Genomic DNA, 12,842 nt, shown 5'->3' with positions numbered 1-12,842 from the left:
TTTTTTTTGCTCAAAAATAAATAAGTGATTCAGTAAAAAGTGTTTTCTTATCTGTGAAAAGTGTTCAACACAGAACTAACTATTGAAGATATTTGCAATGCAATACAAGGATAAAACCTCGTTTAAAATAATTTAATTACCATTATTTATTATCTAAAAAAGCCCTTATGAAAAAGACTATTTTAATCACAGGATCAAGCACAGGAATTGGACGTTCTTCAGCAATTAAATTCCAAAAAGAAGGATGGAATGTGGTTGCTACGATGAGATCTCCAGAAAAAGAAACAGAACTTGATCAGCTTGAAAATGTCTTAGTGACTAAACTTGATGTCCTAGACCTTCAGAGCATCGAAAATGCCATCAATGAAGGTATTGAACACTTTGGAAAAATTGATGTAGTATTGAATAACGCAGGATATGGTTTGGCTGGAACGTTCGAATCTGCAAGTAGAGAAAGCCTAATGCGTCAGTTTGGCGTAAATGTACAAGGATTATTTGATGTTACTCAGAAAGCGCTACCACATTTCAGAGCTAATAAAGATGGAATGTTCATCAACATCTCATCGATTGGTGGTAAAATGACATTCCCAGTAATGCCTGTTTACCACGCGACTAAACATGCAGTAGAAGGATTTACTGAATCACTTGCTTACGAAATGGAAGCTATTGGTGTCAAAGTAAAAATAGTTGAGCCAGGAGCTATCGCAACAGACTTCGGCGGACGTTCAATGGACTTCCAACATGACGAGTCTCTTACTGAATACAATGAGTTTGTAGCTGGAGTAATGGGGAAATTTCAAGAAATGATGGATCCAACTAAAATGAGTACGCCAGAATTAGTCGCAGATGTTATTTATACAGCAGCAACTGATGGCACAGATACATTGAGATATAGAGCAGGTGCAGATGCTGAACAGTTATTAAATGCTCGACAAGCAATGAGCGATACTGAGTTTAAAAATATGATGAAAACTCAATTAGGTCTTGCCTAAAACAAATAAAAAAGCACCAATCAGATACAATTGATTGGTGTTTTTTCATACTTGATAAATAACTATGATAATTAGAATGGATAACCTATACCAAAACCTAAAGTCCAACCTTCAGTAATTGAAGTATTAGGTAAAACAAACCTCTCGCCTAACTCCTGTGCTGGATCAAATACTTTTTTAGCAAAGTCAACACGAAATATTAAAACTGAAAGATCAAGTCTTACTCCAAATCCTGCTCCAACACCAAATTCTTTCCAAAAGTCATTAATCTGAAAGACGCGGTCATTATTATTAATTTCTGAATTTTCATCACTTGTTGAACTATCCGAAGTTTCATTGTTTCTCAACATCCAAACATTTGATATATCAGTGAAAACGGCTCCTTCTAATGGAAGATTCCAAATTCTAAATCTATATTCTAAGTTAGTCGTGATTATGAATTCTCCTTCAGAATACTCTGTCACATCTGTTGTAGGTGTGTATGAACCAGGACCAAGCTCTCTAAAATTCCATGCTCTGTTGTTAGACGGCCCACCAGCATAAAAATACTTTGAATAGTGGAGTGTTTCTGAGGTTCCTAATGGAAGAGCGAAACCACTATAAAAACGCCATGCAAACTTAGTAGACTTACTCAAAGCATGAATATTTCTGTAGTCAACATACATTTTAAAGAAATGATAAAGAGAGTAACCACTCATCTTAGAAGGATCCCCGCTAGTATCACCTGTTGTACTTGTAAACAGAGCTTTACCATTCCAACCATATTCTAGAAAAACTTTTAAGTAATGCTCATTTAATTTACCTGATTTGTTCATTCCATACATAGGAGTTGTACTAAGGTAGAATAAATTCATACTTGTTAAAAATGCAGAATCATAAGAACTTAAAATAGTTTGATCAGGAAGGTCTTCTAAACTTTCTCTATACTTATCAGATAAATCAGCATTGATAATACTTACATCTAATGGACTAAAATTCCACCAATTTCTTCGTTTATTCTGGAATTGATATCTAAAAAAACCTTGTAATTGGGTACTACTATAGTTGACCGTTCTAGCCTTGTTATAACCTACTTGAATATCTGTTTTGGTAATAGAGTTAGAAAGTCTCTCATTAAATTTATTTGGTAGCAAGAATAGAATTCTCGGAAATGAGAAATTTGCACTTATACCCCCCTCATAAAGAGTTGTTGTTTCAGCTTCTCCAAGAGCAGTTTGTACATCGACAGATATATTCCCTTGTAGTTTAAAAATATCAGCTGAGTTCAAAAAGTTTCTATTTTTTAAACTCAGACTGGCAAATGGACCTGTCAGATTTTCGTTAATATTAACCCCTCCTTCGATAGAATATTGAAACTTATCAAAAGGGGTACTTCTGATACTTGCTCTAAGACTATCTTCTCCTATTTTTTCGTATTCAACGTTGACAAACTTGAAGATATCCATATTAGTTAAGCCTGAACGGGTTTGACTTGTAACATCTTCATTGAAAAAATCACCTTTTCTCACTCCAACTTTAGAAGATAAAACCTTTGGCGAATAATGGTTATTACCTTCTATAAAAGAAATTGAATCATATTGACCTATTGCCGTTTTTTTCTGAATAGGTTGGTCATAGTCACTATCAAACGTTATTTCTGTAACTTTATATTGCGTATGTTTATCTTGATCAGAAGGATCTTTAATGACCAATTTTACATTAGCATGTAGAGGTCTTTCAGTAGTGTCAACCTCAAACTGAATGAGCGATTTATTAAAATCGTAATATCCATTATTTCGAAGTAATTTGGCTATTCTTGAACGTTCACGGTCCAGTGAGGATTGGTTATAAGCTTGATTTTCTTGAATATGGCTTTGATCTCTGTTTTGATTAATGACATCTAAAAGTGTAGTATCACTTGTTACTACATCATAAATTCTAACCATGAACTGATCTCCTTCATCAATTTTATAATTGACTTCAATCTCAGCTTTTTCCGTTGTATCTAACTCATATTCTATATGATTATGAAAAAAACCATTTGAATGATAGTATCTAGATAACTGATATATACTTCCTTCAATAGCTTCTTCATTATAAAATACAGGTTTTTTACCCAAAGAACGCATTACCCAATTCCCTTCATCAATTTTAATTCGGTATTTATCGATCTTATCATTTATCTTTTTCCTTATTTTTCTAACTTTTTTCAGAATCTTTAATGAATCTTTCCTGTAAAGTTCTATTGGGACATAAGTCTCATATTGAGTATGATATACAGTGTCATGAGAATAAAAATCTTTAATGATCAAAGCATTTTCATCCTCTAGATAGTTTACGTATTGATCGATTGATTCAAAGTATAATTCAAAGAGTTCTTTCTCTTGTTGAATTGTTAGAGAATCTCGTAGGTGTTCGTAATGATTTACTTTTGCTTGAAATTTCTCTAAATTAAGATCATTGTACTTCTTCCCTAAGTCATAAAAAAATAAAGCTGACCGAGAACTCATTTCCTTCTGTTTCAAATAAGGTCTTAGCGATTCTTGGTCAAAGTTTTCGTTGCCTTCAAACTTCTGATTTATCAAAATATATTCATTCTCCTCCAGATCCATCAAGGAACGACAAGACTGAAACATTACAAAAAATGTAAAAACTAAAAGTAGCTTATATCTCACCTAAAATTATACTTCGCCTGTTGAAATTGTTTATCTAATCAAAAATACTGATATTCTATATAAAAAACGATACCTCATGACAAATAAGCCCATAACAACAAAAGTAAAAGTTCATTTCGAAGGAATAAAACCAGCTGCATGGGAGCATCCTGCCGATAGTACAGCTTTACAAGCCCTAAAAAAAGTCCCAGGATTAGACGTACTCATTAAAGCTGTTTTCGGAAAAACGACCGAACAATCCCTCCGTCTCCTAACACTAGCCTCTGCCGTGAGAGTTAGTGAAAAGCAATTCTCTGATCTATTCGAAATGTACAATGAAGCATGTGAAATTTTGGATATCCCAGAAAAAGATCGTCCAGAATTATTTGTTTCACAAAGCCCAATCTTAAATGCAGGAGCAGTTGGAATGGACAACCCTTTCATCACGCTCAATTCTAGCATGCTAGACACCATGACTGAAGCTGAAGTGATGGCTGTACTTGGACATGAACTTGGCCACATTCTTTCTGGTCATGTTTTGTACAAAACCTTACTGGTATTAATAGTACAATACTCGACCATGTTTACAGGCATTCCACTGAGTACAATTGCTATTCAAGCAATTATTGTGGCGCTAAGAGAGTGGGATAGAAAAAGTGAGCTAAGCGCTGATAGGGCAGGTTTGCTATGTGTTCAAGAAGCTGAAGTATCTATTCAACTTCTAATGAAACTTGCCGGAGGAAGACATGTTGATAAAATGGATTTAGGCGAATTCATTAAACAAGCCGAAGAATACGATCAAGCTAATTCATTGTCTGATAACATTCATAAAATTTCAAATACGCTTAATCAGTCTCATCCATTTCCTGTTTCTAGAGTTAGTGAACTAATGAAATGGATTAGATCGGGTGAATATGATTCTATACTTAGGGGTTTTTATACTGAACAAAAAGATCTAAACGAAAAAGCACAAGAAGCCGCCTCTGGGTATAAAGAAGACTTTCAGCACATGGCTGAACCCCTTATCAATCAAGCTAAAGAACAAGCTGCAAAAGCTAAAAGCATACTCGACGGATTTTTAAACAGTAATAAAAATAGCTAACCATACAGCTTTAGGTTCTTTACTTGTATAAGCAACCTGATGTTTTTCATGGGCGGGGATAAATAAATAGTCTCCTTTTTTAAGATCAATGATGGAGCCATCATATTTTCTTATCCCTGCCTTTCCCTCTAATAAAATCACCCACTCTCCTTCCTTTTGATCATACCATTCTTCTTGGTTGGACTCATGCCCGTCTGAAACTATACGCTCAATTCTTACTTTATCTGAAGTAAATAGATCTGTGAATAATTCCTCTTGAAGAGATAAAGGGATCTTATCATAAATATTTTTCTTTTCCATCTCATTTTTGATTCATAGTTTTGCGCCACAAAAATATAAAATGTCATGAAAAGAACTTTCGAACAGACTTTAGAATATATGTTTGCTAAGCTACCTATGTTTCAACGACTAGGAAGTAAAGCTTTTAAAAAAGATTTATCGAATACTATAGCGTTTTGCAAGGAATTAGGAAACCCGCATGATTCATTTAAAACTATTCATGTGGCAGGGACTAATGGTAAAGGCAGTTCATCACATATGATTGCGGCTATCTTACAAGATGCAGGTTATAAAGTAGGATTATACACCTCTCCTCACCTTAAATCGTTTACAGAAAGAATAAAAATAAATGGAAATGAGATTGAGAAAGAAAGGGTTATCGATTTTGTAGCACAAAATGAATCTATCATTGAAAAAATATCCCCTTCTTTTTTTGAACTCACCGTTTGTATGGCCTATAAATATTTCGCTGATGAAAAAGTGGATATAGCTGTTATAGAAACAGGATTAGGCGGACGTTTAGATTCAACAAATATTATTACTCCATTAGTATCTCTTATTACGAATATTGGATTAGACCATACAGATATGTTAGGAGATACTTTGGATAAAATTGCTTTCGAAAAAGGAGGAATAATAAAATCCGAGATTCCAGTTGTAATTGGTACAACTCAAGAAGAAACTACTCCTGTATTTGATAAAATAGCTTCAGAAAGAAGCTCTGAAATCATATACGCAGATCAAATTTATAAAATAGAGAATCTAAATGGAGGTACTTCTATTTATAAGAATGGAGATGTATACATTGAAAATGTAAATCTAGATCTTAAAGGGAATTATCAATTACTGAATCTTAAAGGAGTCCTTTCGACTATTGACGCGATTACTTCTACCTACAACATAGCCCCTGAAAACATCATTAATGGTCTAGAAAAAACAACCACGCTGACGAATCTTAAAGGTAGATGGCAAGTACTTCAAGCCTCTCCAAAGATGATTTGTGATACTGGTCACAATGAAGATGGTCTTAAACTAATAGTATCTCAACTAGAAAATGAAGACTATCAAAAATTACATATAGTTTTGGGTGTTGTTCAAGAAAAAGACCTTAAAAAGATACTTTCACTTTTACCTAAATCGGCTTTGTACTATTACTGTAAACCGAATGTTCCAAGAGGACTTACGAGTGAAATTCTTAAAGCAGCAGCAGACCAAGTAGGATTGAATGGTATAGATTATTCTGAAGTAAATAAAGCTATTCAAGCTGCAAAAAGTAATGCAGATAAAGACGATTTGATATTTATTGGAGGAAGTACTTTTGTAGTTGCTGAAATCGAAAATTTATAATAAAAAAACACAAACCCCACTTGTCATAGCCTTTAACAAGTGGGTTTTGTATTTTTACTTACTTTTTTTCTTCTCAGAAATACGTTGCTTGAGCGATAAAATTCTTTCCGCGTAATAAGTGGAAGGAGAAAGTTCATTTGCTCTCTCTACATTTTGCAAAGCCATTCCTAAGACATTATTCCGCTCATAGTAATCGGCCATTGAATCATAAGTATTTGGGCTTTTAGGATAAAATTCAATAGCAAATTCAAAAAACATTTTTGCTTTAGAAAACTGTTCCATATCCATACTCATGTATCCAAGTACATTCAACAACTCTTCTGGATAAGGTGGAACTTTATACCCAAAATGATTTCCCAACTTCTCTGCTCGATAACGAATGATATTTCTTAACTCCTTTTCCTTAGTCGATGGTGAATTAAACTTCTCAATATTTTCCATTTGATACCACTCAAAACATGAAATAAGTCCATCCATGATAGAAGGAAGTGGTATTGTTCCATGAAGATCATTAGGATAAAACTTAAACTCTGTTTTGATCTGCTTATTGTTTTTTAATAAATCAGAAAATGAAATGATAGACCTAGAAAATAACGTAAAATCAGTTGTATCATTCATTACATTCTCAATCGTTACATCTTCAATCGTTACATCTGTTTTTTGCATATGTAATTGACCACTGAGAGAAATAAATACAGACTCATTATCAAAAGAAGTTTCTGAAATTTTAGCAGCAGCTTCTTTTATCACTTGTTGATTATCCCATTCCAAACTTGGGTCAATTGCTAAATAATTTTTAAATAGGTTAGAGTCATTTAATAAAGTATGAACTGTGAAAAGTCCTCCATAGGAATGCCCTATTAGAGTTCGGTAATCTGTTACTGGATATTTTTCTTCAACGAAAGGAATCAATTCTGACTTTATAAACGCTAGAAACTTTGACGCTCCACCAGTTGTCTCTGTAGCAGGCATCCCATACATTTCTACAACCTCAGAAGTAGTTAAATCTCGAGTTCTATTTATAGCGTTATCAATTCCTATAAGAATCATTTCTGGAGTATATCCGCCACTATAATAGTTTTGTACATTTTGAACAGTGGGAAGCAATAGTTCTCCATCTAAGATATAAGCAACAGGATATTTTTTATCGTCTTCTTCATTAAAACCAATCGGATATTCTACATAAAATGTTCTTGATTCTTTTAAAACTTCAGAGTAAATACTATCGGCTATACCAACTTGTTGAAGGTATTTTACTTCCTGTGAAAAGGAATAAAAATTCGTGAAAGCAAAAAAGATAAGTAGAGTAATTAGTGTTTTTTTCTTTATCATATTTAATACTGATTCATTAAAAAATAAGCCACAAACTAAAGAGTAAATCAAACACCAATATAATACTTTACTTTTAACTCAATCTCAAAAAATCACTTCAACTACATAAAACAAAAATCCCTTAAGCTGATTTGCTTAAGGGATTTACATTTATTTTTGTTGATCAAAAGTATGATCTAAAATTCGAATTCGAGACCTATCACCATCTGTGAAATCAAATTTTCGATATTTGATAGGTTTGAGCTGGAGGGCTGCTGCAGCAACTACGAATGCGGCTCCTGTGATAAAACTTTCATCTTGCTCATATCGCTGATCCTCTAATAAAGGATAAACTGCTCCAGAAAATAAGAAACCAAAACCAATAAAACCAAGCCCTGTAGATGTAATTGTCACCCACTTCCTTTTCAAATAAATGGCATCAATTTCTGATAGTACTAATTCCTCATTCTGATTTTCAAGAGTAATTGTTGAATCGGTTAACGCAAGAATTTTATCATGAAATATTTTTTTCTCTCCTCTAACTGAAAGGTAAAGATCATCACCTACAAAGTAACGCTCACGTTTCTTATTGTAATTATCTACAACAAGATATTTTTGAGCCCAAACTTGTTGAATAGATACGATTAATAAAAGGGATAATATTAGTTTTTTTAGCATAAGCGAAACTTTAAATACTCATAAAATCAGTTTTATTAAAGCTAAATTATAAACAATTTGATTTAAACATTTTATCTGAATAGAGGATTAACAATGTTTAATAATCTATAATTCTAATTCGTTCTATTACAGCTCAAAAAACTTGATCTAATCAAATAACATCCAATCTAAACCAAATAGAAAGCTTGGTTGATGTCCAATATAATTAGGAGTCAAGAAATAACCATCTTGCAGTGTTTCATTCAATAAGTTATGTGCCTTCAAGAATAACCTTGTTCTTCTCATTCTAAAATTGATAAAGAAGTCTAACACAGGCACTCCTCCAATTTCATAACCAGAGATAAATTCTCCACTAGAATCAACGGCTCCTGACTGTAAATAGAACTGTTGTGTTACTGGATAATAACCATATCCCAAATACTCAGAATTCCAATGAAGGTCAAAACCAATCATTCCTGTAAGTGGATTTGCCAATACTTTCCCAACGACTCCTTGTAAAGCAATGGTATAGTTTACAAAATAATCTGGTGTTGGAATAGCTTGTTGTTCAAAGGTCTCACCAGTTAGTTGATTAACTAATTCAAAGTCCGTTTGGTTTTGGGTGTATCTAAAATTTAATCCATGAATAAATGAGCCTGTCTCATATTTCAAGTTTACCCCAAATGAATTGTAGGAAATTTGTTCATTTAACTGTTGAGGAGCAGCCAACGAATCGTAATAGATATGATTATCGAAAGTCTTTAATTCTGCAAAAGCCTCAACAAACAATTCCTCTCCAAATTTCCCTGTTCCTAAAGGCAGTCTCGGTGCAATTCGAAGTTCTGTGATATCTGAGTTTTTAAAGTCATTATTCCAACCTGTATATTCACTTACAAAATATTGATGCATAAGTGACGGTAAGTATGATCCTAACTTATATTCTACATCAAAATATTTTTGTGAAGCACCTACAGCATATTCATTTCCTAAATTGTCAAGTAATTCTTGTTTGATTTGACCTCTCAAAGTCATATCAATAAAAGGAATCTTATAACTAGCTAAACCAACAAAGAATAATTCGTCTGGTGGATAAGTAGGAATAGATCGAGTATCTTGATAGAAAATTGATTCTTCATTTCTAGCATAATTTAGATAAGCTGCAGCAAACAAATCCCCAACTCGACCTTTAGCTCCTAGTTTGTTTGAAAACCTTCTATAAACAATTTTGTACCCAGGCTCACTTCTTACAAAATCAATATTCCCATCTGCCGAAAATTGATTATAATAAGCACTATTTGCATCTAAGCTTCCACTTGAATTTTCAAATCGATTACGGTATTCCGTTGATCTAAATTCATGAAAAATTTGTAAGGCAGATGTATCAATCAAACTGTACTGATGATATAAATAGAATTCTTGGTTCTTTTTATTAATAAAAGCATCAGTTAGATTATTAAAGAGGTTGGATGAGTTTGTTCTATAAATATCATCCAAACTTGCAGATGGCCTTGTTTGACGGAAAAGGGTCAAAATAGAATCAGTTGCAATACCTCCAGTTTCAATACCATTCTGAGCCATGTAGTCATAAGCCATCATCAGCTTATATTTCATGTTTCTAGATTCATATCGAGTATTAAACTGAATCTGAGTCTGAATCTGAGATTTGAACTGCTTATTAATTTTTTGATTACCCAACATTTCTAGGGCATGCAGTCTTCTAAATCTTGTACCCACACTCCAATAAGGATTTATATTTCTTGAGAAAGTAACATCTACAATTGTTTCCCCTTGGTAAGCTTGCGTATAGTACCAAGAGGTTACTGGAGTTAATGAATTGTAGTATTTCATTTCATCAATTGGTGCTACAATACCTTTATCAGAGTCCAATCCTAATCTAACACCTGGTGAATAAGGAGAAGAATAGAAAATCGGTGTCATTGCTGATGATAAGTTACCTAGTTCTTGGTACATATAATCAGCTCTACTGTTATAATCGTAACGCTGGAAATTATATAGAGATGTATCCATTTTATGCTCACCATCTCTAATTTCAAACCAGTCTATTGGTTGAACCCAAAATGAAGTATGAGGTCCGTACACATTGGAAGTATCTTTCTGTAAAATAATATCCCCAAAGTTTGCAGAATCTCTCTCTACCTTCATCTCATCTTGAATTGATGCATCTTCTTGGGCGAAAATATTATCAATATTGATAAGAAAGCTTATTGCAATCAATACAAAAAGTCTTAGTCTGTATAAAGCTTTAAACATACTTCTCTCCTCAAAATAAATTGGTCATAGCTTCATTAAAGTAATTACTCTAATGACCAGATCTCTTCTTAAAAAATCATTTCATATCAGTTGCCTATATGAAATAACGCACACTATATGATAGCTCTCGAAATTTGAAAACATTTTAATCAAATTCCTCGAATTTTAATTCATTTAACGTCATACAACAGACAAATTGCTACAAATATAGAAAGATTGCACAAGCAATTTAAGGGCTATATTCACTTATTTTATTTCTTAAAGTCTAATGTAATTTATGATTGTTCTCTAAAAACAAGTGAACGAATAAGTTGTATGCTCATATTTATAGTTAAAATTAATTTAGATATGTATTTAATACTTTGAAGAAGTACCATTTTCCTACACTAGAAACTTGAAAGCGTAGTTTCGTAATCCAATCCAAATAATTCACACACTTCTTCTGTTGCCTCTTTCATATTCTGATAAAACATAAAAGGAACCCCAATTTCTTCTAATTTCTTTTTATAGAAATTTAAGCGATTATCATCCCGATTAAAGTTTCGAATAATAATTCCTTTAATTCTATCTGGATATCTGATAGCAACACGATAATAAATAAAAGGGTCCTGCTGTCCGCTATCACCTATCAACACAAACTTCATTTGAGGCTCCGCTTGCAGTAAGAAAGTAATACGCTCAAATTTATGTGCATATTTCATCACACCTTGTTTCTTAGACTTCTTAATAAGGTGTTTTAATCTTTTATACTCTTTTAAATAGATAGGACCTAGTGGAAAACCATTGTGTTGTAGGAACAGCTTTATAAGAAGGTATAGATTCATCTCACTATTCGAAACATAAAAGAATGCACAACCTGTATCTCTCATAATCGAATATAGTTCTCTCATATACTGTACTTCTTTTCTCTTATAAGCATTCCGAGATAAGATATTCGGTATTCTACGGAGTGCATTTGTGGCATAAGTAACAAGTACAGTATCATCTATATCTGAGATGACCCCTGTTTCACAATTTGAGAAATCAAAAATATCATTTTGGCTTACCCCAGAAACATAAATCTCTTGCTCATCGGGTTGAAAATATCTGATAGATTGAGGAGAAAAAGAAGAATGGTTATTTATTGCAAAGTTTGAGCGGAAAAAACCTTTCCGATCTAAAAATAATTGGTGTTTCTCACCATCAAGATCTATCGTAATTGATTCTAGTTTAGTACTTTTTGGAGCATAAAAACGGTACAGCATTTTCATATTTTTCCAAAAACTATCTTTATGCCTTACCGTGAGGTGCTTAGTCTTTAAATTCAATACCTGCCCTTCCAGATACAACTTATCTTTTACCTTAAGCCCTACTTGAGGAAGTAAAACCGTTTTACGTTTAGAACCACTCATACTCTCTGAACACTCAAATTCTATTATTTGCTTTACTTCCCAAAGATAAAAAAACAGCCCGAAGGCTGTTAGATTATCTCGTTGTTCTTTGTTCTATTCGTTTTTCATAATCCTTACCTTGGAATATTCGCTGAACAAATACTCCTGAAATATGAATCGTATTAGGGTCTAATTCTCCAGCAGGAACAAGTTCTTCAACTTCTGCCACAGTTATTTTCCCTGCCATAGCCATCATAGGATTGAAATTTCTAGCAGTGCCCTTAAAAACAAGGTTTCCAGCTGTATCCCCTTTCCAAGCTTTGACTAAAGCATAGTCAGCTTTAAGCCAACTTTCTAACAAATATTTTTTCCCATCAAATTCTCGCACCTCTTTGCCCTCAGCTACTTCCGTTCCATAACCAGCAGGTGTAAAGAATGCAGGAATTCCAGCCCCACCTGCTCTTATACGTTCAGCTAAAGTCCCTTGAGGAATTAGATCAACTTCAAGTTCTCCTTGCAATAATTGTCTTTCAAACTCAGCATTTTCTCCTACATAAGATGAGATCATTTTCTTTACCTGATGTTTCTGAAGAAGTAAACCTAACCCAAAATCATCCACACCCGCATTATTTGAAATACAGGTTAGGTCTTTTACACCCAAATCTAGAAGTGCTTCTATAGCGTTTTCGGGAATTCCACAGAGTCCAAAACCACCTAACATTAAGGTCATGCCATCGGTTAGACCTTCTAGGGCAGTTTTAGCATCCGTTACAACTTTGTTTATCATGTGTTTATCGTGTTTTAATTGGTCTATAGTAGATCTGTGTTCTTAAGAAAAATACAAACTTTCCTAGTTTTAAAAAAAAGATTCGGAGATTTA

At 33.3% G+C, this 12,842-nt stretch carries 10 protein-coding genes; 3 read left to right on the top strand and 7 right to left on the bottom strand.

Annotated features, from left to right (window positions below):
* Positions 1 to 167 precede the first annotated feature (167 nt).
* Positions 168 to 992, top strand: coding sequence for an SDR family oxidoreductase (locus BC781_RS15440; protein WP_109619338.1), 825 nt, complete (start codon positions 168 to 170; stop codon positions 990 to 992).
* 71 nt (positions 993 to 1,063) lie between these two features.
* Here the strand turns inward: BC781_RS15440 and tamL are convergent, their stop codons facing one another.
* Entirely contained in the window at positions 1,064 to 3,646 is a 2,583-nt protein-coding gene (gene tamL, locus BC781_RS15435; protein ID WP_449441381.1) for a translocation and assembly module lipoprotein TamL, read from the bottom strand.
* Positions 3,647 to 3,722: 76 nt separating this feature from the next.
* On the opposite strand from tamL, the gene BC781_RS15430 reads away from it, so the two are divergent.
* A complete protein-coding gene (locus BC781_RS15430) occupies positions 3,723 to 4,727 on the top strand; it encodes a M48 family metallopeptidase (protein WP_109619334.1) in 1,005 nt (334 codons plus the stop codon).
* Here BC781_RS15430 and BC781_RS15425 read toward each other — a convergent pair.
* Positions 4,704 to 5,027 carry a cupin domain-containing protein gene (locus tag BC781_RS15425; protein WP_109619332.1) on the bottom strand — a complete coding sequence of 108 codons (324 nt, stop codon included), beginning with the start codon at positions 5,025 to 5,027 and terminating at the stop codon, positions 4,704 to 4,706. The two genes, BC781_RS15430 and BC781_RS15425, sit on opposite strands and share 24 nt — an antisense overlap.
* 45 nt (positions 5,028 to 5,072) lie before the next feature.
* On the opposite strand from BC781_RS15425, the gene BC781_RS15420 reads away from it, so the two are divergent.
* Positions 5,073 to 6,353 (top strand): bifunctional folylpolyglutamate synthase/dihydrofolate synthase, encoded by a 1,281-nt coding sequence (locus BC781_RS15420; RefSeq protein WP_109619330.1) that lies wholly within the window; start codon positions 5,073 to 5,075, stop codon positions 6,351 to 6,353.
* Positions 6,354 to 6,407: 54 nt separating this feature from the next.
* Here the strand turns inward: BC781_RS15420 and BC781_RS15415 are convergent, their stop codons facing one another.
* The 5 genes from BC781_RS15415 to BC781_RS15395 all read right to left on the bottom strand — a co-directional run bounded on the left by BC781_RS15415 (position 6,408) and on the right by BC781_RS15395 (position 12,749).
* The gene (locus BC781_RS15415; RefSeq protein ID WP_109619328.1) at positions 6,408 to 7,685 is read right to left on the bottom strand and encodes an alpha/beta hydrolase-fold protein; all 1,278 of its coding nucleotides are present in this window, start codon (positions 7,683 to 7,685) and stop codon (positions 6,408 to 6,410) included.
* A gap of 150 nt (positions 7,686 to 7,835) precedes the next feature.
* Positions 7,836 to 8,342, bottom strand: coding sequence for a hypothetical protein (locus tag BC781_RS15410; protein ID WP_109619326.1), 507 nt, complete (start codon positions 8,340 to 8,342; stop codon positions 7,836 to 7,838).
* A gap of 147 nt (positions 8,343 to 8,489) precedes the next feature.
* Complete coding sequence (locus BC781_RS15405; protein WP_109619324.1) at positions 8,490 to 10,592, bottom strand: putative porin; 2,103 nt, start codon at positions 10,590 to 10,592, stop codon at positions 8,490 to 8,492.
* Positions 10,593 to 10,978: 386 nt separating this feature from the next.
* Positions 10,979 to 11,983, bottom strand: a complete 1,005-nt coding sequence (locus BC781_RS15400; protein WP_109619322.1) for a phosphatase domain-containing protein — start codon at positions 11,981 to 11,983, stop codon at positions 10,979 to 10,981.
* Between the two features lie 73 nt (positions 11,984 to 12,056).
* On the bottom strand, positions 12,057 to 12,749 hold the full coding sequence (locus BC781_RS15395; RefSeq protein WP_109619320.1) for a CoA transferase subunit A: 693 nt from the start codon (positions 12,747 to 12,749) through the stop codon (positions 12,057 to 12,059).
* Positions 12,750 to 12,842: the final 93 nt, after the last annotated feature.

Origin of the sequence: Sediminitomix flava (assembly GCF_003149185.1) — a bacterium.
Lineage (GTDB): Bacteria > Bacteroidota > Bacteroidia > Cytophagales > Flammeovirgaceae > Sediminitomix > Sediminitomix flava.
Note: the sequence above shows the minus strand (reverse complement) of the source record. Positions and strands in the feature narration are given on the sequence as shown.